Origin of the sequence: Streptomyces sp. NPDC008086, from assembly GCF_042957325.1 — a bacterium.
GTDB lineage: Bacteria > Actinomycetota > Actinomycetes > Streptomycetales > Streptomycetaceae > Streptomyces.
Map to the genome: position 1 here is coordinate 20,293 of NZ_JBIBIA010000009.1, position 23,594 is coordinate 43,886.

At 72.9% G+C, this 23,594-nt stretch carries 16 protein-coding genes and 5 pseudogenes; 11 read left to right on the plus strand and 10 right to left on the minus strand.

Translation table 11 applies throughout. The features are described from left to right. Positions 1–20 precede the first annotated feature (20 nt). Genes ACFZBP_RS30050 through ACFZBP_RS30060 form a run of 3 tightly spaced genes read right to left on the minus strand, consistent with a single transcriptional unit; the run spans position 21 to position 3,727 of the window. Positions 21–416: a DUF742 domain-containing protein gene (locus tag ACFZBP_RS30050; RefSeq protein ID WP_383458506.1), complete on the minus strand. Its 396-nt coding sequence runs from the start codon at positions 414–416 to the stop codon at positions 21–23. 9 nt (positions 417–425) lie between these two features. Then, positions 426–863 (minus strand): roadblock/LC7 domain-containing protein, encoded by a 438-nt coding sequence (locus ACFZBP_RS30055; protein ID WP_383458509.1) that lies wholly within the window; start codon positions 861–863, stop codon positions 426–428. Then, positions 860–3,727, minus strand: coding sequence for a nitrate- and nitrite sensing domain-containing protein (locus ACFZBP_RS30060; RefSeq protein WP_391417651.1), 2,868 nt, complete (start codon positions 3,725–3,727; stop codon positions 860–862). The genes ACFZBP_RS30055 and ACFZBP_RS30060 overlap by 4 nt, the downstream gene beginning before the upstream one ends. Before the next feature lie 421 nt (positions 3,728–4,148). Here ACFZBP_RS30060 and ACFZBP_RS30065 point away from each other — a divergent pair, with 421 nt between their 5' ends. The 6 genes and pseudogenes from ACFZBP_RS30065 to ACFZBP_RS30090 all read left to right on the plus strand — a co-directional run. Next, a complete protein-coding gene (locus ACFZBP_RS30065) occupies positions 4,149–4,799 on the plus strand; it encodes a hypothetical protein (protein WP_391417653.1) in 651 nt (216 codons plus the stop codon). Positions 4,800–4,899: 100 nt separating this feature from the next. Continuing rightward, positions 4,900–5,150: pseudogene (locus ACFZBP_RS30070) on the plus strand (IclR family transcriptional regulator C-terminal domain-containing protein); the annotation flags it as partial. Then, a pseudogene (locus ACFZBP_RS30075) lies at positions 5,136–5,637 on the plus strand (aldehyde dehydrogenase family protein); the annotation flags it as partial. The pseudogenes ACFZBP_RS30070 and ACFZBP_RS30075, both read left to right, overlap by 15 nt. Positions 5,638–5,754: 117 nt before the next feature. Next, a complete protein-coding gene (locus tag ACFZBP_RS30080; protein WP_391418257.1) occupies positions 5,755–7,314 on the plus strand; it encodes an amino acid permease in 1,560 nt (519 codons plus the stop codon). Positions 7,315–7,348: 34 nt separating this feature from the next. Continuing rightward, a pseudogene (locus ACFZBP_RS30085) lies at positions 7,349–7,465 on the plus strand (NAD(P)-binding protein); the annotation flags it as partial. Between the two features lie 20 nt (positions 7,466–7,485). Beyond that, positions 7,486–7,590: pseudogene (locus ACFZBP_RS30090) on the plus strand (hypothetical protein); the annotation flags it as partial. An 18-nt stretch (positions 7,591–7,608) separates the two neighbouring features. Here the strand turns inward: ACFZBP_RS30090 and ACFZBP_RS30095 are convergent. The 4 genes from ACFZBP_RS30095 to ACFZBP_RS30110 form a co-directional block, all read right to left on the minus strand. After that, positions 7,609–12,309 carry a hypothetical protein gene (locus ACFZBP_RS30095; RefSeq protein ID WP_391417655.1) on the minus strand — a complete coding sequence of 1,567 codons (4,701 nt, stop codon included), beginning with the start codon at positions 12,307–12,309 and terminating at the stop codon, positions 7,609–7,611. A 74-nt stretch (positions 12,310–12,383) separates the two neighbouring features. Beyond that, on the minus strand, positions 12,384–13,265 hold the full coding sequence (locus tag ACFZBP_RS30100; RefSeq protein WP_383458522.1) for a hypothetical protein: 882 nt from the start codon (positions 13,263–13,265) through the stop codon (positions 12,384–12,386). A 31-nt stretch (positions 13,266–13,296) separates the two neighbouring features. Then, a complete protein-coding gene (locus ACFZBP_RS30105) occupies positions 13,297–14,823 on the minus strand; it encodes a hypothetical protein (RefSeq protein WP_391417657.1) in 1,527 nt (508 codons plus the stop codon). 81 nt (positions 14,824–14,904) lie between these two features. Then, positions 14,905–15,597 (minus strand): GntR family transcriptional regulator, encoded by a 693-nt coding sequence (locus ACFZBP_RS30110; protein ID WP_383458528.1) that lies wholly within the window; start codon positions 15,595–15,597, stop codon positions 14,905–14,907. A 129-nt stretch (positions 15,598–15,726) separates the two neighbouring features. Between ACFZBP_RS30110 and ACFZBP_RS30115 the strand changes: the two genes are divergently transcribed. Genes ACFZBP_RS30115 through ACFZBP_RS30135 form a run of 5 tightly spaced genes read left to right on the plus strand, consistent with a single transcriptional unit; the run spans position 15,727 to position 20,154 of the window. Further along, positions 15,727–17,040: an MFS transporter gene (locus ACFZBP_RS30115; RefSeq protein WP_391417659.1), complete on the plus strand. Its 1,314-nt coding sequence runs from the start codon at positions 15,727–15,729 to the stop codon at positions 17,038–17,040. Continuing rightward, entirely contained in the window at positions 17,037–17,888 is an 852-nt protein-coding gene (locus ACFZBP_RS30120; protein WP_391417661.1) for a putative hydro-lyase, read from the plus strand. The genes ACFZBP_RS30115 and ACFZBP_RS30120 overlap by 4 nt, the downstream gene beginning before the upstream one ends. A gap of 27 nt (positions 17,889–17,915) precedes the next feature. Next, positions 17,916–18,674 (plus strand): 5-oxoprolinase subunit PxpA, encoded by a 759-nt coding sequence (locus ACFZBP_RS30125; RefSeq protein ID WP_391417663.1) that lies wholly within the window; start codon positions 17,916–17,918, stop codon positions 18,672–18,674. Beyond that, positions 18,671–19,288 carry a carboxyltransferase domain-containing protein gene (locus ACFZBP_RS30130; protein WP_391417665.1) on the plus strand — a complete coding sequence of 206 codons (618 nt, stop codon included), beginning with the start codon at positions 18,671–18,673 and terminating at the stop codon, positions 19,286–19,288. Before ACFZBP_RS30125 ends, ACFZBP_RS30130 begins: the two co-directional genes overlap by 4 nt. Further along, complete coding sequence (locus tag ACFZBP_RS30135; protein ID WP_383458543.1) at positions 19,285–20,154, plus strand: biotin-dependent carboxyltransferase family protein; 870 nt, start codon at positions 19,285–19,287, stop codon at positions 20,152–20,154. The genes ACFZBP_RS30130 and ACFZBP_RS30135 overlap by 4 nt, the downstream gene beginning before the upstream one ends. 240 nt (positions 20,155–20,394) lie before the next feature. On the opposite strand, the pseudogene ACFZBP_RS30140 reads toward ACFZBP_RS30135, so the two are convergent. The 3 genes and pseudogenes from ACFZBP_RS30140 to ACFZBP_RS30150 all read right to left on the minus strand — a co-directional run. Next, a pseudogene (locus ACFZBP_RS30140) lies at positions 20,395–21,219 on the minus strand (SGNH/GDSL hydrolase family protein); the annotation flags it as partial. Beyond that, the gene (locus ACFZBP_RS30145) at positions 21,216–22,403 is read right to left on the minus strand and encodes a glycosyltransferase (protein ID WP_391417668.1); all 1,188 of its coding nucleotides are present in this window, start codon (positions 22,401–22,403) and stop codon (positions 21,216–21,218) included. The pseudogene ACFZBP_RS30140 and the gene ACFZBP_RS30145, both read right to left, overlap by 4 nt. Before the next feature lie 8 nt (positions 22,404–22,411). Further along, positions 22,412–23,542: a glycosyltransferase family 4 protein gene (locus ACFZBP_RS30150; protein WP_383458549.1), complete on the minus strand. Its 1,131-nt coding sequence runs from the start codon at positions 23,540–23,542 to the stop codon at positions 22,412–22,414. Positions 23,543–23,594: the final 52 nt, after the last annotated feature.

The following is a 23,594-nucleotide window of genomic DNA, read 5'->3' on the forward strand; positions in this document are numbered from 1 at the left end:
CTACCCCGCTTCCGCGCCGCTCAGAGCGCCCGCAGGCCGTTGATCACGTCGCGCAGAATACTCTCGTCCACCAGCTCCGCAGGCGGTACTGGCCGGTTCACATGGACGAATTCCGCGTCCACGAGGTCCCCGACGAGGACCCGTACGACTCCGATGGGCAGATCGAGCTCGGCGGAGAGTTCGGCGACGGACTGCGGGGCGTGACGGCACAGCCCGACGATGTCCACGTGTTCCGGGGACAGCGTCGAGTCCGCTTCCGGGTCGTCCGCGTGCGGTTCCGCGACGACCACGGCGATCAGGTCGAGGCGGTGCTGGGCCGCACTGGTGGTGCGGCCCCGCGTCATGGCGTAAGGACGAACGACTGGTCCGGCCTCGTCGTCGAACCAGTGGCTTCTTCCCTGACCGTCAGCGCTCATGCCATCCCACTACCCGCCCGCGGGCAGATCGGTGCGCGGAGCGGTGCCGAGGTGTACCCCGACACGCTTGACGAGCAGCGTCATCTCGTAGGCGACGAGGCCGACGTCGGAGTCGGCGTCCGAGAGGACCGCGAGGCAGCTGCCGTCGCCTGCCGCCGTGACGAACAGGAAGGCGTCGTCGAGCTCGACGACGGTCTGCCGGACGTTGCCCGCCTCGAAGTGGCGGCCGACGCCCTTGGCGAGGCTGTGGAAGCCGGACGCGACGGCGGCCAGGTGCTCGCTGTCCTCTCGGGTCAGGTCCTTGGACACGCCCGTCGGCAGGCCGTCGCCGGAGAGCACGAGGGCCTTGCGAATGCTGGCGACGCGGTCCACCAGATCGTCGAGGAGCCAGTTGAGCTCGCCGGACTGGTTGGTCCCGGTGTGGCCGGTCGCCTTCGGTGCGGTCATCGACCGTCCCCCTTAGTCGTTCGTTGTGGTGCTGTGCCGGTGTGGGCGTCCTCGCCCTCGGCGTTCTCCTGGCGGCCGCGCTGCCAGCCGCGTTGGAGGGAGGCCATACGGCTGCGGACCTCGTCCGCGTCCCGCTCCGCGAGTTCCGCACGGTCCTCGCCCCGCTGTGCGGGGCCCTGCTTGAGCTGCGGCGCGAGGTTCGCCTGTCGCACGCGCCGGGGCAGCGGTCCCACCCCGGAGCCGGTCTGCGGTGGCGCCGCGGCCCCGTTCGAGGCGGGGTCCTCGGGGCCGCTCGACGCGATGGCGGGACGCCGTGCGCGCCTCGGGAGAGCTGAGGGTTCCGGCGGCTCAGTCGAGCCGTGCCCGCTGGAAGGCGGAGCGTCGCCGCAGTCGCCGGTCCGGTCGGGCGCGTCGGCGCCCTCGCCGTGGTGTCCGGTAGCGCGACGGCGGGTCGGCAAGGGAGCGAGGCCGTTCGGCTCCGGCCGGCTCGGGCTCGGGCCCTGGCTCGGAGAAGGCTCCGGGTCCGGTTTCTCCCGGCGGGAGCGCTGCTCGTTGACCGGACGTCCGTGCGAGCTGACCAGCTTGGGGGTCCTGCTGCGGCGGGGCAGCGGCACCGGGGCGCTCACCTCGTCGTCCGGGTCGGCCTGGGCCGGTCCGCCGTGGATCCCGGAGACCGGGCGCTGTTCGCCGAGGGGGCCCGTCGTCTCGTCCTCCGTGGCGGCGAGGGTGCGCCGCGGGCGGAAGAGGCCGCCGCGCTCGGCTTCCTCGTCGTCGAGCCCCTCCGGGAAGTCGCTGAGGGCGTCGAGGTCGACGGGCGCCTCCAGCTCGACCGGGCCGTCGAGGAGCGCCCCGGGCAGGCCGGGCACGCGGGCCGGCACATGGGACAGGGCGGCTCGGCGCGCCTCCTCCAGTTCGGCCTCCTTGGAGGGCGTGGGGCGGTCGAGGCGGAATCCGATGCCGTTGGTGTCCGGGACGTCGTCGGTGAGGAGCGCGTCGGGGATGAAGACGACGGCGGTGGTCCCGCCGTACGGCGACGGCTGCAGCGAGACCCGGACGTTCTGCCGCTGGGCGAGGCGGCTGACCACGAACAGGCCGAGCCGATCGGTGTCGGACAGTTCGAACTCGGGTGTCTCCGCGAGCCGGAGGTTGGCGTCCAGCAGGACGTCGGCCGCCATGCCCAGACCTCGGTCGTGGATCTCCAGGGTGAAGCCGTTCGCGACCCGCTCGCCGAGCACCTGGACGGCGGTGTGCGGCGGGGAGAACACCGTGGCGTTCTCCAGGAGTTCGGCCACGAGGTGGGTGATGTCCGCGACGGCGGGACCGGTGACGGCGACGCGGGGCAGCCGGCGGACCTCGATGCGCTCGTAGTCCTCGACCTCGGCGACGGCGGCACGGACGACGTCCATGAGCTGCACGGGTTTGCGCCACTGCCGGGAGGGGGCGGCACCGGAGAGGATCACCAGGCCCTCGGCGTGCCGGCGCATACGGGTCGTCAGGTGGTCCAGGCGGAACAGGTCGGCGAGTTCGTCGGTGTCCTCGGTCCGGCGTTCCATGGTGTCGAGGAGTGTGAGCTGCTTGTGGAGGAGGACCTGGCTGCGACGGGCGAGGTTGACGAAGACCTCGGAGACGCCGGCGCGCAGTTCGGCCTGTTTGACGGCTGCCTCGACGGCGGCGCGCTGGAGGGTGTTGAGGGCCTGGCCGACCTCGCCGATCTCGTTCTTGTCGTACTCCAGGCGCGGGACCTCGGTCTCCACGTCGACCTGTTCGCCGGCGGAGAGGCGGCGCATCACGCTGGGCAGCCGGACGCCGGACGCCTCGTGGGCCTCCAGGCGCAGCTGTCGCAGATCGCGGATGAGAGCGCGGCCGATGCGCACGGACAGGACGAGCGAGAACAGCAGGGCGAGCAGACCGAGTACGCCGGCGATGGCCGCCTTGATGATGACACCCATCGCGACGGGGCTGACGCGGTCCTGATAGCGGGTGCCCGCCTCGTCGTTCATCTGGCTGAGTTCGTCGAGCACGCCTGCGGCGGCAGTGTCCCAGGTCTTGGCGTCGACGGTGCTGGGCCTGCCGGGCTGGGTGGCGATGACGGCCTGTTCGGCGTCGTGCAGTGGCGCGGTGGAGGCGTTCCGCCAGAAGCGCTCGTAGCGTTCGCGTTCCGACGAGGGGAGGTCCATCAGGCTGATCTCGTACATGAGCGTGCGCTGGGCGACGAGATCGGAGACGTCGTGTATCTCCTGGCGGCTGAGCTTTCCGACCACGAGGGCGGAGCTGAGCAACGCGTCCTCGCGGGAGAGCAGTTCGCGGGCTCGGGTGACGTTGAGAAGGGCGCGGGCCTGCTTGTCCATCGCCACGCTGTCGATCCCGTCGAGGGAGCCCAGCAGGGTGTAACAGGGGTCGACGAGCCGGTTGTAGAGGTCGAGGGCCTTGGTGCGGGTGACCGTGCCGTCCTCGACGCTGCGGCGCAGGGGGCTGATGCCCTCGAAGGCGTCGAGGACTGCGGTGAGCCGTTCGCTGTCGCCCTGGTCCAACCCGTCGCGGACGTCGGGGTCCTTGGCGTTCCTGCGCATCTCGGCGACGGCGGCATCGGTGGCGTTCCGGGTGGCCCGCAGTGCGGTCAGGGCGTCCGAGGCCCGGGGGTCGGCGAGGTAGACCAGTGCCTGACGGCGTTCCTGTTGCAGGACGCGGACGGCGTCCTCGGTGGAGTAGCCGATCTTCTCGACGAGGGACGACACCGTGAACAGCTGGGCCACACCTCGCCCTGTGAGTACCGTGGCGAAACCCCAGATGGCGGTCAGGGACACCAGCGGCACGAGAAGCAGCGCCACCATCTTCCGGCGGATCGACTTCCCGCGAAAGCGCATGGCCTCCCCCAGCTCAAACCCCCCAACCGGGCAGGGGGCACACCTGTGCGTCAACAATTGGCGCGAGCCTACTACCGACGCACAAGCAACTCGAAGAGACATCCGGAAGCTGAACTTCCGCACTGCCGACGAGACATGCGGAGTTGTCCGGGCATTGCGGGAGATTGCCTCCCGTGATCCCCCGGCACCCGCATGAAGGAATCCAGCCGGTCTGCGGGGCCAGTTGGCCGGAAATTTATCCTTCTCGGGAATCTTCGGGACGCGTCGATCGTCCTTCTGTACGGGAAAGGGGGCGGAATGGGCCACAGGAGCCGCATCCCGTCCCCGGGCGGCGTAAAACAGCGCAAGCCGGGCAGCCACTGGAGAGCCGAGTCTTCAGGCACGGGATAGCGGTCTGCTGGCGGTGGGGAGTGACACGGTGATGGGCACGGCGGAGCGGCACGAGGCGGCCGAGGACGGCGCCGCGGCGCGGGTGACGGTGCGACGCGGCCCCGAAGCGCTGGATCGCGACATTCCGGTGGACGGACGCGAGGCGACGGGCGGCGGACGGGATGTCCCGGTGGGCACGGATGCGGTGACCGGGGCCGAGCGCGACACCTCGGTCGGCTCCGGCGTCGAGGTCACGAGAGACGAGAGTACGGCCGTGACAAGCGGCAGCGGGGCGAGCCGGGGTTGGTCGACCCACCGGCCGCTGTGGGTGGAGGAGGACGCCCGGCGGCCCCGGATGCCCGATCCGGTGCGGACGTCGGCCGTGCGAGCGGTACTGATCATCGCGGTCACACTCATCCAGGCGATGGTGGCCTTCCTGTGCACCATGGCGGAATCATGGCTGGCCTTCCCGATGGTGATCAGCAGTGTGGTCAGCACCGTGGTGGCCACCTGGGGTGCCCTGGACGTCTGGGTGACGCGCCAGGTGTGGAAGCAGCGCAACGGCGTGGTCTCGACGCCGAGCAGCACGGCGCGCGCCCTGCGCCGTGAGCGGCGGCGGGCTCGGCGCCAGGCGCGGCAGTCCGAGCGCGCACAGGAACGAATACGGCGGCAGGGCGGGGCCGGGCAGTTGTCGCACTCCTGAGCACGGGGCGAACGGCGCGGAGCCGGAGACCACCGCGCAGCCGCGCACTCAGCGTGTGACGAGTCGGCTTCGATCCTCGATGCCCCGAACCGCTCGGGCCATCACGCAGGCCCGCGGCACCGCGTCCGTGACGGCGCGGAACTGGCTCGGCCGGCGCACCCCGCTGCACGCCACCTCCAGCGGCAAGGCCCTGCTCGCGCACATGCCGCCACCCTGCGCGAGGGCATCCTCGCCCGTCCGCTGCCCCGCTTCACCGAGCGCACGATGACGGGCGCGGCGAGGCTCCACGGCCAGTTGGAGGCCGTGGTCGAGCAGGGCTACGGGGTCACACACGGCAACCTGATCCTCGGCGCCGGCCCGGAGGCGGGCGCCCCGCTCGGCGACCAACCGGACGTCGACCTCGTCTCCTTCACCGGTGGTCTCCAGACCGGCCGCTGTCTCATGGCGGCGGCCGGGACCGTGAAGCAGGTCGCGCTCGAACTCGCGGGAAGAACCCCGACATCGTCTTCGCGGACGCCGACTTCGAGTCGGCCGTCGACATGGCGCTGACCGCCGTGTTCCTGCACTCCGGGCAGGTCTGCTCGGCAGGGGCGCGGCTCCTGGTCGAGGACTCCCTGCACGAACGTTTCGTCGACGAGGTCGTACGCCGGGCCTCGGACATCCATCTGGGCGGGCCGCTCGACGAGCGGGCGCAGACGGGCCACTGGTCTCGGCAGCGCACCGGGCGAAGGTCGAGGCGTATGTGGCCAAGGGGCTGGAGGAGGGCGCGGTGCTGCGCCGCGGCGGCGCGCGCCCGGCCGGACCCGGTCACGACGAAGGCTCCTGCACCAATCCCACAGCGCAGGGGTGGTTCGCCTGGCTGCCGGGTAACAGCACGCTCATCACCTGTCCCAGATCACGGCATCCCCACGAGCCACTCCCTCCCCCCTTCCCCCGGCCCACGAGGAGTCCGCTCATGTCAACAACGGAGCAACCCACCAGTCCACACAGTCAAGATGACGCCGAACTCGCCGAGTTCGGCTACAAACCCGAACTCAAGCGCACGCTCGGCAACTTCCACACCTTCGCCGCCGGGATCAGCTACATCTCCATCCTGACCGGCACCTTCCAGCTGTTCTACTTCGGCTACGGCAGCGGCGGCCCCGCCTACTGGTGGTCGTGGCCGATGGTCTTCGTCGGCCAGTTCATGGTCGCCCTCTGCTTCGCGGAGCTCGCCGCCCGCTATCCCGTGGCGGGGTCCGTCTACAACTGGTCGAAGAAGATCGGCAATCCGCATCTCGGCTGGCTCGCCGGCTGGATGATGTTGACCGCGTCCATAGTGTCCATATCGGCCGTGGCGCTGGCCTACCAGTTGACGCTCCCTCAGATCTCGTCGGCCTTCCAGCTCGTGGGCGACGGCACCGGCACATACGACGTGGCGACCAACGCGGTCGTCCTGGCCGCGGTGTTGATCCTCTTCACCACCTTGGTGAACGCCTTCGGAGTCAAGTTGATGGCGAGGATCAACACGGCGGGCGTGTTCATCGAGTTGATCGCCACCGTCGTACTGATCGTCCTGTTCGCCGTCCACATCACCCGCGGACCGCAGGTGGTCATGGAGACGAACGGCACCGGCGCGGGCTACGGCGCCGGCTACCTGGGCGCCTTCCTCGTGGCGTCACTGGCCTCCGCGTACGTCATGTACGGCTTCGACACGGCGTCCTCCCTCGGCGAGGAGTGCCTGGACCCGTCGCGCAACGCCCCTCGCGCCATCATCCGTGCCATCGTGGCCTCCTTCGTCCTCGGCGGCCTGATCCTGCTGCTCGCGCTGATGAGCGTCTCCAGCCTGAACGGCGAGAAGCTGTCCACGGACGGCCTGCAGTACGTGGTGCTCAACGTCCTCGGCCCCACGGCCGGCAAGGCCATGCTGTGGTGCGTGCTGATCGCCGTCACGGTGTGCGCCCTGGCGGTCCACACCGCGGCGATCCGGCTGGCGTTCGCGATGGCCCGGGACAACAACCTCCCGGCCTCCTCGAAGCTGGCGAAGGTCAGCCCCCGCTTCCAGACACCGATTCTGCCGACCGTGATCATCGGCGTCCTGGCGCTCGCCATCCTGGTGGTCAACATCCGCCAGCCGCAGATCTTCACCGTCGTCACCAGCATCGGCATCATCATGATCTACCTCGCCTACCTCGGGGTCACCGCGCCGATGCTGGTGGCGCGGCTGCGTGGCAAGTGGCAGCCGGCGGGCGACGGCAGGTTCTCCCTGGGCCGCTGGGGGCTGTTGGTCAACATCGTCGCCGTGGTGTGGGGCGCGGGCATGACCCTCAACCTGATCTGGCCGCGCGCCTCGGTCTACAACGCAACGGCTCCGTACCACTGGTATCTGCAATGGGGCGCAGTGCTGTTCGTCGCGGTCATCGCGGGCGGCGGATTCGCCTACTACTGGTTCGTCCAGCGGCACCGCACGGGCGTCCTCGCCGAACACAGCCTGGAGACCGCGGTCACGCCGACCGAGGAGGTCAACTCCGGGTGACTGTCGACGAGTTACTGTCGACGAGTTCGACTACGTGGTGGTCGGCGGCGGCACCGCGGGCAACGTCGTGGCGGCACGCCTGTCCGAGGATCCGTCCGTCACGGTGTGCGTCCTGGAAACGGGACCGAGTGACGTCGGCGACGACAACGTCCAGGGGGCGAGGGGCTCAGGTTCGCGGACGGGTCGGTGATGCCGGATCTGGTGACCGTCAATCCGTGCATCACGACGATGATGATCGGCGAGAAGTACGCGGACGTGTTGAAGGAGGACGTCTGATCGACGCGGGCGGTCTGGTCAGCCGGCTGTCGCCGCAGGCCGTTTGTACATGCGCGTCGCCGTGATCTCGCTGTGCACCGCCTCCCCCGCCCGGGGCTGCTGGGGCAGTCCCGGGCGCAGGTGTTCCTCCACGCTGATGTACTTCAGGCCCGCCCTGAGGTCGGCGTCGTTGCGCAGTCGGATGACCAGCGGGAACTCGGCCAGCGCGGTCGTGTCGAACAGGCCGGTGGTGTACAGGAGCTGGACGCCGAGCGCGTCCGACACCGCACGCTGGAGTTCCAGCAGGTAGGTGGCGTTGGCGCGGCCGATCGGGTTGTCGAGGAACAGCGTCCCGGCGTGCCGGTGCTTGTCCCGCCCCCGGTCGTTCGAACGCAGCGCGGCCATCGTGCAGTACAGGGCGATGGCCGCCGTGAGCAGCTGGCCGCCGGAGAACACGTCGCCCATCTGCCCGACGGGCACACGCTCGGCCCGCAGTACGGCGTCCGGCTTGAGGATCTCGACGGCGACGCCCTTCGGCTGCAGTGCCGCGGCGACGCCGCGCAGCAGCAGGGACATGCCGTCGCGCCGCAGGTCGGAGTTCTTCTTCACCGCGGCGCGGGTGGCCTCGTCGATGACCTCACCCAGCCGTTCGGTGAGGGTGGCCTGGTCGGGCTCCTCGAAGCGGATGCGCAGGAACTCCTGCCCGGACCACTCGCCGAGCCCCTCGGGCAGCCGGGACAGCCGCTGGGCGGACCGCAGGGTCGTCAGCGCCGACTCGACCAGCCCCCGGAGCCGGTCCACGATCGAGTCGCGGTTGCGCTCCAGCTGCGCCAACTCGTCCGTGAGCACGCGGAGTCGGGGCGCGAAGGCGTCCGCCCACTTCTGCGCGTGCTCCGGCAGCGCGGACGCGGGCAGTTCGCGGATCTGCTGGCGGGCGGGCGTGCGGACCTGCTCGTAGCGGGTGGAGTTGGCGTGCCGTACGAGCACGTCGCTCGCCTCGCGTACGGCGGCCTCGGCGGCGGAGAGGTCGGCGGCGCAGCCGCGCAGCGAGCGGCGGGCCTCGGCTGCGGACTGCCGGGCCTCCTCCGGACTGCCCGGGTACGGCTCCGGCGTCTCCTGCTCCTCGTCCGAGGTGTGCTCGCGCAGCAGGTCGCGCAGCATCGCGGCGATCTCGTCGAAGCCGCCGGCCGCGTCCTCGGCGGCGCGGTGTGCTTCGAGGAGTTCGGCGTGGGCCTCGCGGGCCTGCGTCAACGCCTCGGTGCGGGAGGCGAGTTCGGCGGTCGCGGTGCGCAGCAGGGCCTGCGCGTGCTCGGCGTCGCGCGGCTGGAGTTCCTCGGACAGCTCGGTGTGCGCCTCGCCGTCCTCGGGCGCGTGCCGCTCGGCCTCGCCGCGCAGCCGCCCGAGTTGCTCGCTCGCGCTGGACATACGGGTCTCCAGGAGCTGGACCAGCTCCTCCGCGCGCGTGGCGGCCGCCTGCCGGGAGGGGCCGTCGGAGCCGTCGGGCGACTGGAGGAGCTGCTCGGCGCGGGTGCGGACCTTGTTGCTGAGCCGGTCCAGCTCGGCACGGGCCGCGCTCTCGTCGCTCTCCGCCCGGGCCTGCTCGGCGCGCAGGTCGGCGCCGACGCCGACCTTCTCGTACACCTGGGAGGCGGCCCGGTACGCCTCGCGCAGCGCGGGCAGGGACGACCTCGGGGCGTCGGCGTCCGCGTCCGTCTCGGGTACGTCGTCGGGGGCGCCCGCGATCTCCGAGCGCTCGGCGCGCAGGGCTCGCGCGGTGCGGCGCGCGTCGTCGGCGGCGCGCTGGGCGGCACGGCGGTCCTCGTCGGCGGCGCGGGCGCGCTCCAGGCAGACCTGGGCGCGGGCCTCGGACTCGGTGGCCTCGTCGGCGAGTTCCCGCAGCTTGACCTGCCAGCCGGCCCGCTCGCGCAGCCGGAAGGCGAGTCCGGCGAGGGCGTCGGCGGCGCGCCGGGCCTTTTGTGCGGCCTCCTGCCGCTCGTCACGGACCTGGGCGGCCTCGGCGGCGGCTTCGTCGGCCTCGGCCCGCACGGTCCGCGCCTCGGCCAGTTCGGCCTCGGACTCCTCGGCGAACGCGCGGGTGTCCCGGGCGGTCCGCGCCAGCTCGACCAGGTGGCCGGCCGGGCAACCGGTCCGCCAGGAGGCGAGCCGCGCGGCCAGTTCCCGGTCCTTGCCGAGCCGGGCGGCGAGCGTACGGATCTCCTCGTCCCGCTCGGTGGCCCGCGCGCGCAGCGTCTGCCGCTCCGCGTCGGCGGCGTGCTCGTCGTGCATGGCCGGGTTCGGCGGTACGAGGAAGACGTCCCCGCTCTGGGAGTCGGGTGCCGGGGTAGGGGCGAGCAGGGCCGCCGCCGTGCCGACCGCGACGGCCGAGCGGGGCAGCAGGGCCGCGTCGCCGAGCGCCTCGCGGGCACGCGCGTGCGTGTCGGGGTCGGTGATGATCACGCCGTCGACCAGTTCGGGCCGGGCGGCCAGTACGCGCGCGTGGTCGGCGGGGTCGACTGCCTGCGCGAGGTAGCGCCAGCCGGGCAGCGCCGGGATGCCCTGCTCGCCGAGGAACTCCACGGTGGCCAGCACGTCCGGGCCGGGCGGCAGCAGCCCGCCGTCACCGAGGGCGCCCAGGATGCGGGAGTCGTCGGCGGCCGCCGTGCGCAGTTCGAAGAGCTGCCGCTCGGCGGCGGAGACGGCGTCGTCGAGCAGTTCGCGCAGTTCGTCGGCGAACCGGTCCAGGTCCTCCGGCGTCAGGCCGCCTTCGGCGGCGGCACCCGCGGCGGCCTCCTGCGCGCCGTCGCGCGCGGGTGTGGCCCCCTTGCCGTCGTCGCCACTGCGCGGAGCGGGCACGGCACCGCGCCGCGCACCGGAGTCGCCGGTCTCCCCGAACTCACCGGTCAGACCGATCAGTTCGGCCAGCCGCTCCTCCGCCGCCAGCCCTTCGGCGAGACGGCGCTCGGCGTCGTGGGCACGCTCCGCGGCGGTCGCCGCGTCGGCCGCGCGGGCCGCCGTGAGCTCCGCGCGGGACTCGGTGGAGGCCGCCTCACGCGCGTGTTCCGAGGCTCGCCGGGAGGCCTCACGCGCCGTGTCCCAGGCGGCTACGGCCGACTTCTCGGCGTCGCTGGCCGCGAGGGCCGCGCGGGCCGGGTCGGCGTCAGGCGCGCTGTCGTCGAGCCAGCCCGCGCGCACGGCCTCGGCGGTCTCCTGCTCGACCTCGGACAGCCGCTGCTTCAGATGCCCGACCTCGCTGCGGGCCCGCTGCGCCTCGGTGGCGGCGGCGGTGGAGTCCCGGTACGCGCGGTCGCTGACCTCCTGAAGGGCAGCGGACCGCTCCTCCTCCTCGTTGGCGAGTGCCTCGGCGTTCTGCGCGGCCGCCTGCAGGGCCCGTACGAGATCGACGGCGGCCTTGGCGCGGGCGGCCAGCGCGGGCGCCGCGTCCCGCTCGGCCTCCTGGATCGCGGCGGCCACGCGGGCGACGCGGTCGGCGGCGGCGCGGTGGCGCAGGGCGGTCTCGGCGGCCTGCCAGGCGGAGTGCAGCGTGCGCGCGTCGGCGAGCTCGCGCTTCTGCGCGGCCGCGGTCTTCTCGGCCGCCGCGAGCGCCAACGAGGCGTGCCGGTAGGCGAGTTCGGCGGCGATCAGCGCGCTGCGCTCCCGCGCCGCCTCCGAGTGGGTGACGGCGTACGCGGTGGCGGTGACCCGCTGGGCGAGGTCGCCCGCCCGGACGCGCTCCTGGACACCGCGTGCCGACAGCCGCCGGGCCAGGGTCCGGGTCCGCCGCTCGGCTCCGGCGTGGATGTCACGCGCGCGTGCACGGGCCTCGGCGGCCTCGACGATCCGCCCGAGCAGATCGACCGACCCCGCGGTGAAGTCCCGTTCGGCGATCAGCTCGGCGCGTCGGCCCAGCTTGTTGCCGAAGCCGCTGACCAGGTCGGCGAGGCCGTCGGTGTCGCGGGTGTCGGTCACCGCCCGCAGCAGCAGGTCGGTGAAGTCGGAGTCCTTCTTGACCGCGAAGAGGCCGGCGGCCTCACCTTCGTCGGCGTTCATCTCCCGCTGGTAGCGGAAGAGTTCGGGGTCGAGGCCGAGGTCGCCGAGGTGCTCGATCCAGCGGTCGTGGATCTCCTCCCAGTGCACCTCCAGATGCGGGTAGGCCTTGCCGGCCTCGGTGATGGCGTCCCGGAAGCCCTTCATGGTGCGGCGCCGTCCCTGGGCGCCCGACTGGCCCTCGACTGGCGGCCGTACGGCGGTGGACTCGGCGACGGGCAGGTTGTCCAGGCTCAGCCCGGGTCCGGGCCGGAAGGAGTACCAGGCCTCGGCGAACTTGCGCGGGTCGTTGGAGACCTGGCGTCCGCGCCACTCGCTGACCTTGCCGACGACGACGCACTCGCCGGTGAGCGTGTGCTGCCACTCCAGCGCGACATGCCCGCAGTCGTCGGCGAGCAGGAACTTGCGCAACACTCCGGAGCTGGCGCCGCCGAGGGTGTTGCGGTGGCCCGGCAGCATCACGGAGAAGATCAGCTTGAGCAGGACCGACTTGCCGCCGCCGTTCTCCAGGAAGAGCACACCGGCGGGAGCGGGCCGGCGCGGCGGCCCGACGGGCTCCTCCTCGAAGAACTCCGCCTGCGTGGGCGCGGGATCGGGCACGGGCTCGCCCACGCCGCGCAGGTCCAGCACGGTGTCGGCGTAGCGCGCACCGGCCGGCCCGATGGAGTAGAGGCGGACCCGGGACAGCTCGTACATGGCGGACTCTCGTAAGTCTTCGGCTAGGTCTTGGTCTTGGGCGGATCGGGGGCGTTCGGAGTTTCAGGCGGGAGTCAGGCGGAGTGGAACGGCAGCCCGGCGTCGGCCACCAGGTCCAGGTCGTCCGTGTCCTCGGCGGCCAGCAGCGTCGGTGTGCCGTCGGTGACCGGGACCACGCCCAGCTCCAGCAGTTCGGCCATGGCGGCGCCGCCGGCCATGTCACGCACCTGGAGCTGGTAGCGGGCCGTGGTGCGGTACGTGCCGCCGTTGTCGTCGCCGGTGCGCTGCAGGAAGCCGGAGTCGGTGAGGAAGGCGGCCGCCTTGCCGACGATGCCGGTGGTCGAACCGGCGAGTCTGCGCGCGTCCTTGGTGGCGCCGGTGGCGCTGCGTCTCACCCAGATCCGCCAGGCGGCCTCCAGGCCGGGCGCGTCCGTCGCCGGGTCGGTGTTCTCGCCCTGTTCGTCGGCGCGCTCCTCCAGCCGTCGGCACGCCTGCCGTACGAAGGCGTCGACGCCGTTGACCGTGACGCGCCCGATGTAGCCGTCGTCGGCGAGGTCCTCGGGCCGCGGGAACGCCATCGCGGCGATGGCGAGATGGGCCAGGCCGTGCAGGAAGCGGTCGCCGCCGTCGGCGGAGGTACGACGCGCGTAGTCGCCCATGCGGACGGCGAACACGGAGTCCTCGGCGGCCGTCACGGCCATCCCCGCGCGCGGGGACACCTCCAGCACGACCAGTCCGAGTCCGGCGGCGACGGCGTCCGCGAGCCGGGCGAACGGCGGGTCCTCCCGGTACCGTCGCAGCAGTTCCGCGTACTCCTGGTCCCGCGCGGGCTGCAGCTTCGGCTGGAGGCCGAAGGCGACCAGCCGGGCCGCGTCGGCGGCGTCGGCGGGGGTGACGGCGGCGGTCGCCGACGGGGCGGGGGCCTCCGTGTCACTCCATTCGACGTGCTCGCTCACGGTCGGTGCTCCTTGCTGCGCTGTCGCTCACTCATGCTGCTTCCGTCCTGTCCGCCGCCATCCCGGCCGCGTCCAGCAGGGCCGTACCGACGATGAGGTCGGCTCCGCCGAACTCGGGATCGTCCAGTTCGGTCCCGTCGTCCACGGCGAACAGCAGCTTCTCCTCGCCCTGCCGGTAGGCCGTGCCCACCGGCGGGCTGGCCGCGTGAACGGCCAGCAGTGCGACGAGGTACGGCAGATCGGGGTCCTGTCGACGTGCCTGGGCCAGCAGCCCGGAGAGTCTGCGCGGCGCGTCGGCCGGCAGGTCGAGCAGTTCCATCGCCGCGGCCAGCTGCTCCTCGCTGAACCGGCTGTCGTCCGGCGTCGCGATGAGGTCGGGCTCGGGCATCTCGGCGCCCAGGTGCTCCCGCTCCACGGGCGGGGTCAGCAGTATGTCGACGAGATCACCCACCCGCACCGACACCGGCGTGCGCAATCCGGTCCCGCGCGCGAAGAAGGCGTCCGTGACCCGGACGGACTGCTCCAGGGGCAACGGCAGGACGGGGGCGACGAGATGGCCGTACAGATCGATCCCCGACGTCGTCATGGGTGTCGCGAAGGCCTGCCGGTCCTGTTCCGCGCGGAAGAGCGGGCCGGCTTCCAGCAACCGCGACTGCAACTGCGTGTGCCGTCGGATGCAGTCCTTCACGATGTCGACCAGCTCGGCGGCGCGCCGCTTGTGCTCCGGGTCCTCGGTCTCGTCGCGGGCCTTGCGGATGTTGGTGAGGATCGCGTTCTCGTGGCGGTACCGGTCGGCGACGTGGTCGAGTGCCTCGGCGATCATGTCCGGTACCGCGTTCAGCCAGTCGACCGCGCGGACGTTGCGGCGGGTCGCGTCAAGGGCCCGGCGGAGGGTCTCGGAGTACTGCACGGTCCGGTAGCGGGCCTGCTCGGCGGCCAGTTGGGCGTCGGCGAGGCGGCCGCGGTTGATCAGCACCTCCAGCTTGACCTCGGCGGCGATCTGGGCGCTGGTGACATCGGTGTCGAGGGCGCCGACCAGGACGTTGACCGCCTCGTCCGTCGTGCGGAGGTACACGGTGCCGCCCGGTCCCGGGACCTCCTCGATCAGCTTGAAGTCGTAGTCCCGGCGGACATAGCTGCCGTCGGGCGCGAAGGTGCCGTACACGGCGCGGAAGCCGCGGTCCACGCTGCCGACGTTGATCAGGTTCTCCAGGACCCAGCGGGCCACCCGCTCGTGCTCGGCGCCCGGGCGGTGCGGGGCCTGGGCGGCGATGCGCGGGATGAGCCGGGCGACGATCTGGTCGTGGTCGGCGCCCGTGTCGAAGTCCATGTTCAGGGTGACCAGGTCGATGGCGGCGAGGGCCACCTCGGCCATGCCGTACACGGAGTACTCACCGGCGAGGTTGGCCTTGCGGGCGTCGAGGTCGTGCAGCGGCGCGGTGCAGGCGAGCGCGCGCAGCCGCCGCGCCAGGCCCTCGTCGGCGGCCGGGCCCGGAGCCGGGCGCGGCCCCGCGCTGAGCTGGGGCGGAACACGGTCCGTCGATGCAGGCGAAGTCACGGTGCACAGACTAGGTCCTGGGTCTGACATCGACCCAAACGACGGCCTCGACCGGGGGAGCCGCTGTCGCAGGTCCGGCGGCTACGGGGCGCTGACCCGTCGCCGGTACACCTCCACCACCCGCTCCAGGGAATCGTCGAGATAGACCGCGAGCAGCTTCTCGGCCTCGCTCCTGTCCCCGGCCTCCAGGGCCCTGAGGATCTCCCGGTTGCGCGCGAGGTACGGCTCGTGCAGCCGACGCGGATCGTCCACCACGTGGAAGGCCAGGCGCAGCTCCGCGAAGACGCTGCGCATCAGCTCGTCCGTGCGGGCGCTCGCCGCGAGGGCGACCAGCTCCCGGTGGAAGTGGATATTGGCCGTACCCACACCTTTCCAGTCATCCTCGGCGGATGCCCGGCGGCCCTCCCCGACGGCCGCCGCGAGGCCGTCCAGAGCGTATGGCGGCTCGCCGAGACCTCGTACGACGGCGCATTCGACGAGGCGTCGGGTGCGGTAGATGTCCTCGACGTCCTCGACGGCAAGGACCCGGACGAACACGCCCCGGTTCAGCTCGTGCACCAGCAGCCGTTCATGGGTGAGCAGCCGGAACGCCTCGCGCAGTGTGTTGCGGGACACACCGAGCGCCCCTCCGATGCTGTCCTCCGACAGTCGGGTGCCGGGTGGGAAGAACCCTTCGGCGATACGGCTCCTGAGGATGTCCGAGACCCGTTCCGCGGTGCTCGTGCGGCCCAGGAGGGCACGGTCGTCGGCCAGTCCGCCCAGCTGCTCTGCCATGCCCGGAATTCAACCGCAGACACGAGAACGAAACAACAGGGGTATTGAAGGATCGTTCAACGATCCTCTACCTTGCTGCTCACCGTTCAGCTCAGTTCCGCACCCTCCGTCCCTCTCTGCGAGGTGCCCATGAGCACGACTCCTCCGCCGAAGGCCCTGACCGACGCCCACTCCACCGCCGATGAACGCACCGCTGACGAACGCGCCGCCGACGACGGCGCGTTCGCCTGGCTGCGCGCCCTGGGTCCGCGCGGCCGACGCGCCTTCGCGGGCGCTTTCGGCGGTTATGCCCTGGATTCGTACGACTACTTCACCCTGCCGCTCAGCATGGTCGCGCTCGCGGCGTACTTCGGCCTGGACAGCGGCCAGACCGGCCTGTTCACCACCGTCACGCTGGTCGTCTCGGCGGTCGGCGGCGCCCTCGCGGGCGTGCTGGCCGACCGGATCGGCCGGGTCAGGGCGCTGATGATAACGGTCGTCACCTACGCGGTCTTCACCGTCGCCTGCGGCTTCGCGCCCAACTACGAGACACTGCTGGTCTTCCGTGCCCTCCAGGGCCTCGGCTTCGGCGGCGAGTGGGCGGTCGGCGCGATCCTGGTCGCCGAGTACGCGAGCGCCAAGCACCGGGGCCGCACCCTCGGCGCGATCCAGAGTTCCTGGGCGGTCGGCTGGGCGCTGGCCGCGATCATGTACACGCTGGTCTTCTCGCTCGCCGACGACGACCTGGCCTGGCGCGTGATGTTCTGGACCGGCGCGCTGCCCGCCCTGCTAGTCATCTGGATGCGGCGCCGGGTGCACGACGCGCCGGAGGCGGTGGCGGTACGCGAACAGAGCCCGCGGAAGGGCTCGTTCACGGCCATCTTCAAGCCCGGCCTGCTGCGCACGACGGTCTTCGCGGGGCTGCTCTCCACCGGCGTCCAGGGCGGCTACTACACCCTGGCCACCTGGGTGCCGACGTATCTCAAGACCGAGCGCGACCTGTCGGTCGTCGGCACCGGCGGCTATCTGACGTTCCTGATCTCGGGTGCCTTCATCGGCTATCTGACCGGTGGTTACCTCACCGACCGGCTGGGCCGCCGGCGCAACATCTGGCTGTTCGCGCTGCTGTCGGCCGTCTGCATCCTGGCGTACGCGAACATCCCGGACGGCGCCAACACCCTGCTCCTGGTGCTCGGTTTCCCGCTCGGGTTCTGCATGTCGGCGATCTTCAGCGGCTTCGGGTCGTACCTGAGCGAGCTGTACCCGACGGCGGTGCGCGGCACGGGGCAGGGATTCACGTACAACACCGGCCGCGCGGTCGGCGCCGTCTTCCCCACCACGGTCGGCTTCCTGGCCGACAGCTGGGGTGTGGGCGGCGCGCTGGTCTTCGGCGCGATCGGCTACGGCATCGCGGCGCTGGCCCTGCTCGGGCTGCCGGAGACGCGCGGGAAGGAGCTGGCGTGAACCGCACGGACGACCGTCCGGTCACCCTCGCGACGCAGGACCGGCCCGTCACGGCCGTCGACGAGCACGCGCACGCGTGGAGCCCCGCGACCGCCCGCGACCGCTTCCGGGAGGGCCTCACGGGCCCCACGGCCGGGGTCGCCGCGGGCCACACGCAGGTCAACCTGATCGCGGTGCCCTCCGACTGGGCGTACGACATGCTGCTGTTCTGCCAGCGCAACCCCAAGCCCTGCCCGGTCCTCGACGTCACGGACGCCGGTTCCTGGACGACCGTCCTCGCGGAGGGTGCCGACCTGCGCACCGATCTGCCGCGCTACCGGGTATGGCGGGACGGCGAGTTGGTGGAGGAGCCGACGGACGTGCGCGCGCACTGGCGGGGCGATCTGGTGTCGTTCCTGATCGGGTGCAGTTTCACCTTCGAGTCGGCGCTGGCCGGGGCGGGCGTCCCGATCCGCCATGTCGAGCAGGGCCGTAACGTCCCGATGTACGTCACGACTCGGCAGTGCCGCCCGGCGGGACGGCTGCACGGCCCGATGGTGGTGTCCATGCGCCCAGTGCCGCCGCGGCATGTGGCCGCGGCCCTGCGCGAGACGGGCCTCCTGCCCGCGGTGCACGGCGGCCCCGTGCACTGCGGCGACCCCTCGGCACTCGGCATCACCGACCTCGCCCGCCCCGACTACGGCGACCCGGTCGACCTGGAGACGGACGACATCCCGATGTTCTGGGCCTGCGGAGTGACCCCGCAGGCCGCCGTCACGGCCTCGCGCCCGCCGTTCGCCATCACCCACGCACCCGGCCAGATGTTCCTGACCGATGCCCGCGACGAGCAGTACCGCATCGTCGCCTGACCGCCGGACTGAGGAAACGACACGACCATGACCTCGATCGATCTCAACGCCGACCTCGGCGAGGGCTTCGGCCGCTGGCAGCTCACCGACGACGAACGCCTGTTGTCCGTCGTCACGAGCGCCAACGTGGCCTGCGGCTTCCACGCCGGGGACGCGGCCACCATGCGGCGGGTGTGCGAGCAGGCGGCCGAGCGCGGCGTACGGATCGGCGCCCAGGTCTCCTACCGGGACCTGGCCGGGTTCGGGCGGCGCGCGATGGACGTGCCGCCCGCCGAGCTGGCGGCCGAGGTGGCCTACCAGATCGGCGCCCTTGAGGTGTTCGCGCGAGCGGCGGGCACGCGCGTGTCGTACGTCAAGCCGCACGGCGCGCTCTACAACCGGGTCGTGCACGACGAGGAGCAGGCCGGCGCGGTCGTGGACGGCGTGCTCCTGGCGGACGCCACGCTGCCCGTGCTCGGCCTGCCCGGCTCGCGGCTGCTGGACCTGGCCGCCAAGGCCGGACTCCCCGCCGTCACGGAGGCGTTCGCCGACCGCGCGTACACCGAGCGGGGCACGCTCGTGCCGCGCGGCCAGGACGGCGCCGTGGTCACCGACCCGGAGGCGGTCGTGGAGCGCTCGGTGGGGCTGGCCCGCGCGGGCGTGGTCACCTCCCACTCGGGGGCTCGGGTCGAGGTACGCGCGCGTTCCCTGTGCCTGCACGGGGACACGCCCGGCGCCGTCGAGCTGGCCCGTCGGGTGCGGGCCCGGCTGGAGGAGTCGGGTGTCCGGGTGGAGGCCTTCGTATGAGGGCGCTGCCGGTCGGCGACGACGCCCTGCTCGTCGAGGTGGCCTCGGGCGAGGAGGCCCGGGCGCTGCACACGGAGTTGCTGCGGCGCCGTGCCGAGGGCTCGCTGTCGGTCCGCGAGATCGTCCCCGCCGCCCGGACCGTCCTGCTCGACGGCCTCCCCGACCCGGCCCGCCTGGCCCGCGAACTGACCACGGCCGCCGTACCGCCCGCTCCCCCACGCGCGCGGGACGTGGTCGAACTCCCGGTGCGCTACGACGGCCCCGACCTGGCCGACGTGGCCGCGCACTGGGGCGTCGCCCCGCGCGAGGTGGCCCGGATCCACGCGGACACCGAGTTCAGCGTCGCCTTCTGCGGCTTCGCGCCCGGGTTCGGATATCTGACCGGTCTGCCGCCGCGCTACGACGTCCCGCGCCGGGCCACCCCGCGCACGGCCGTCCCCGCCGGTGCGGTGGCTCTCGCGGGCCCGTACACGGGTGTGTACCCGCGCTCGTCGCCGGGCGGCTGGCAGCTGATCGGCACCACGGACAGCGTGCTGTGGGACCACACGCGGGTGCCGGCCGCGCTGCTGTCGCCGGGCACGCGCGTGCGCTTCGTTCCGGTGGGGCACCCATGACCGACCGTGCGCTCGGCGTCGTACGCGCCGGGGCGCTCACCACCGTGCAGGACCTCGGCCGCCCCGGACACGCCCACCTCGGCGTGCCCCGCTCGGGCGCGTTGGACGGCCCGGCGGCGGCGCTGGTCAACCGGCTGGTCGGCAATGCCCCCGAGGCCGCCGTCCTGGAGACCACGCTCAACGGCTGTGCGCTGCGGCCCCGTTCGGCGGTGACCGTCGCGGTCGGCGGTGCGCCCTGCCGCGTCACGGTCGACGGATGTCCGGTCGCCTGGGGCGCTCCGGTGCGGGTGCCGGCCGGCGCGCTCCTGGACGTCGGCGCGGCCGTGTCGGGCGTACGCAGCTACGTGGCCGTCTCCGGTGGCATCGCCGTCGAGCCGGTTCTCGGCAGCCGCTCCACGGACCTTCTGTCCGGCCTCGGCCCGCCGCCCCTCACGGACGGCACCGTGCTCGCCCTGGGCCGGCCGACGCGCCTGCACGCGCGCGTGGACGTCGCCCCGCAGCCGGCGCCGCCCGCCGAACTCGTCCTGCGCGTGACACCGGGCCCGCGCGACGACTGGTTCACACCGGCGGCACTGCGTACGTTCACCTCGCGCGCGTACCGAGTGTCCCCCGCGAGCAACCGCATCGGGCTGCGCACCGAGGGCCCGGCGCTGGAGCGGGCGGTCAGCCGCGAACTGCCCAGCGAGGGCGTTGTCCTGGGCGCGGTCCAGGTCCCGCCCGACGGCCGTCCGGTCGTGTTCCTGGCCGACCATCCGACGACGGGCGGCTACCCGGTCATCGCCGTCGTCCGCGCCGCCGACCTCCCGGCCGCCGCACAGGCGGTACCGGGCACCCCGGTGCGCTTCGTGGCCGTACGGCGTCGCTGACCCCGCGATCCGCCACGCACGCGTGCGCTACGCCGCCTCCGGCGCGGGTTGCTGCCCCGCGGCCGAACGCGGCCCGGGCACCGCCAACCCCTCCGGCAGGGGCCACTGCCCCGACACCGGCCGGGGCTCCGGTACGGGACGCTGCACCGGCACCGCCCTCTGCTCCGGCAACGGCATTCGCTGCTCCGGCACAGCCCTCTGCTCCGGCGACGACATCCGCTGCTCCGACACCGACACCGACACCGCCACCGAGGCCAGCGCCGCGGACACCGACTGCGCCGCGCGCAGGTCGAGCCGGCCGCAGGTGCCCCGCGCACGGTGCCGCATCTCCGTGGCGGCGAGGCGCAGCAGCTGGGGCAGCAGGTCGTTGCAGCGCCGGATCACCCAGGCGGTACCGGCGGTGGCCAGCCACAGCAGGCTCGCCGACCTGGTGGGCGGCGGGAACTCGGGCTCGGCCGACGGCGCCGCCCCGGTCGCGATGCCGCGTTTCGCCAGCATCGCGTGGAAGCGCAGCGCCAGTTGCCGGTGCCCGCGCTCCCCGGGATGCAGCCGGTCCGAGCTCCACATCGCGCGGTCGCCGATCCAGTCGTCGTCGACGGCGTGCAGATGCACGGCCCCGTACCGCTCGGACAGCGTGTGGACCACCGTGTTGACCGCCCGCTGCCGTCGGGCCAGCGGGTTGCCCAGCACTCCCGGCAGCCCCAGCATCGTGCCCGGGTCGGGCAGACAGGCCGTGAGCACGGCGGCGCCCTGCCGGGCGAGGGACGCGTAGACCTTGTCGAGGCGTTCGGCGATCTTCTCGATGTCGTAGGTGCCACGCAACGTGTCGTTGACGCCCACGACGACGGACGCGACCTGCGGGCGCAGGGCCATCGCGGCGGGCAGCTGGGTCTCCAGCACGTCCCGCGTCTGGGCCCCGCTGACGGCCAGGTTGGTGAACTCGGCGGAGGGTTCGGACAGCCCGGCGGCGAGCAGCGCGGCCCAGCCGCGCCACCCGTCCCCCACGGGATCGCCCACCCCCTCGGTCAGCGAGTCCCCGAGGGCGACGAACCGGAGCGGTCTCATGCGGCGCCCTCCGCACGCGAGAAGGGACGCACCGGCACCGCCGCGTCGTGCGCGGTGAGGAAGGCGTCCACCGCCGTGCCCCACCCGAAGCACTCGGCACGCGCGCGTGCCGCCTCCCGGTGCTCGCGCTCGGGACGGCCGAGCAGCGTCTCCACGGCGTCCGCGAAGGCGTCCCCGTCGTTGGCCGCGGTGGCCCCGGCGGAGCCGATCACCTCCGGCAGCGCGGACGACGAACTCGCCACGACGGGCGTGCCGCAGGCCATGGCCTCCAGCGCGGCGAGCCCGAAGGTCTCGGCGGGCCCGGGGGCCAGGCAGATGTCGGCGGAGGCCTGGAGCGCGCCGAGCAGGCTGCGGTCGGCGACATGCCCGAGGAAGGTCACCGGCAGGTCCCGCTCCCGCGCCCGCTGTTCGAGCCGGGCGCGCAAAGGACCGTTTCCGGCCACCACGAGCACCGCGCGCACCCCGCGTCCGCGCAGCGACTCCAGGGCGTCCAGCGCGGTGCCGGGCCGCTTCTCCACGGAGAGCCGGGAGCACATCACGAGCAGCTTCTCGTCGGCACGCGCGTGTGTCTCGCGCAGCGCGGCATCGCGCAGGGTGGGGCGCCGGTTCATCAGATCGACGCCCAGCGGGGCCCGTACGACGTTGCGGGCGCCGATCCGCACGAACTCCCGCTCGGCGAACTCGGTGGTGCACACGACCTTGGAGTAGGTGTGGGCCGTACGGACGTTGAGGGCGTCGGCGGCCCGCCGGGACAGGTTCTCCGACAGGCCCCAGGTGCGCAGCACGCCGTCGGCGGTCTCGTGGGAGACCATCACGGCGGGCACCCGGGCCCGGCGGGCCCACCTGCCGGTCCAGCGCAGCGTGGTGCGGTCGGAGACCTCCAGGCGGTCGGGGGCGAGTTCCTCCAGGAGGGCCGCGACCCGCCGCTTGTCGAGGAGCACGCGGTAGCCGCCGGTGCCGGGCAGCATCGGGCCGGGCAGGGTGATCACGCGGCCCTGCTCGGTCTCGCAGTCGCTGTACTTCTCGCCCGGCACGACGAGGACCGGGTGGTGGCCCGCCAGCTTGAAGCCCTTGCCGAGCTCGCGCAGCGCGGTCCGCAGTCCCCCGGAGGCGGGGGCGACGAAGTTCGCCAGCCGGACGATGCGCAGTGAGGCGTTGACCGGCGTGTTCGTGGAAGTGTTCATCGAGCTGTTCATACCGCCACCGCCGGCCTGCGTGCCTTCAGCACGGCCTCGTAGTGGGCGATCAGCTGATCGCCGACGGCCGCCCAGGTGCGTCCCTCGACCGTGGCCCGTGCGGCGGCCCCGTACGCGGCTCGCAGCGCGGGGTCGGCGACCAGGGACCGTACGGCGTCCCGTACGGCGTCGGCGTCGCGCGGCGGCACCAGGAGCCCGGTGCGGCCGTGGTCGACGAGGTCCAGCGGGCCGCCGGCGGCGGGCGCGACGACGGGCACGCCGCTCGCCATGGCCTCCTGCACGGTCTGGCAGAAGGTCTCGAAGGGGCCCGTGTGGGCGAAGACGTCGAAGGAGGCGAAGATCCGGGCGAGGTCGTCGCCGCCGCGGCGACCGAGGAAGACCGCGCCGGGCAGCGCCTCGGCGAGGGCCGGCTGGCTCGGCCCGTCCCCGACGATCACGACCTTCACGCCCGGCAGTCCGCAGACGCCGGAGAGCAGGTCGATGTGCTTCTCGGGGGCGAGACGGCCGACGTAGCCGACGATGGTCTCGCCGTTCGGGGCGAGTTCGCGGCGCAGCTTCTCGTCGCGGAGTTCGGGGCGGAAGCGGGCGGTGTCCACGCCGCGTGCCCACAGCCGGAGCCGGGGCACCCCGTGGGTCTCCAGGTCGCGCATGGACGCGCTGGACGGGACGAGGGTGAGGTCGGCGGCGGAGTGGACGGACCGTATGCGCCGCCAGGCCGCGGCCTCGCCGGCGCCCATGTAGGTGCGGGCGTATCCGGCCAGGTCGGTCTGGTAGACGGCGACAGCGGGGATGCCGAGCCGGGCGGCGGCGGCCATGCCGCGCACGCCGAGCACGAAGGGGCTGGCCAGGTGCACGACGTCGGGCTGGTGCTGGATCAGCGCGGCGGCGAGGCGCCGGCTGGGGAGCGCGACCCTGACCTGGGGATAGCCGGGGAGCGGGAGGGAGGGGACATGGACGACGGGGCAGGGCGCCAGGGCGGCGGCCGCCTTGTTCCCGGGAGCGGGGGCCGGGGCGACGACGATGGGGGCGTGACCGCGATCGACGAGGTGTCGGGCGGTCTGGAGCGCGCAGTGGGCCACGCCGTTCACATCGGGGGGAAAGGATTCGGTCACGATGACTACACGCATACCGGTGTTGTCGCCGTGCTGGACGTGGCCGCGTCAAAGTGGATCTTTCCGG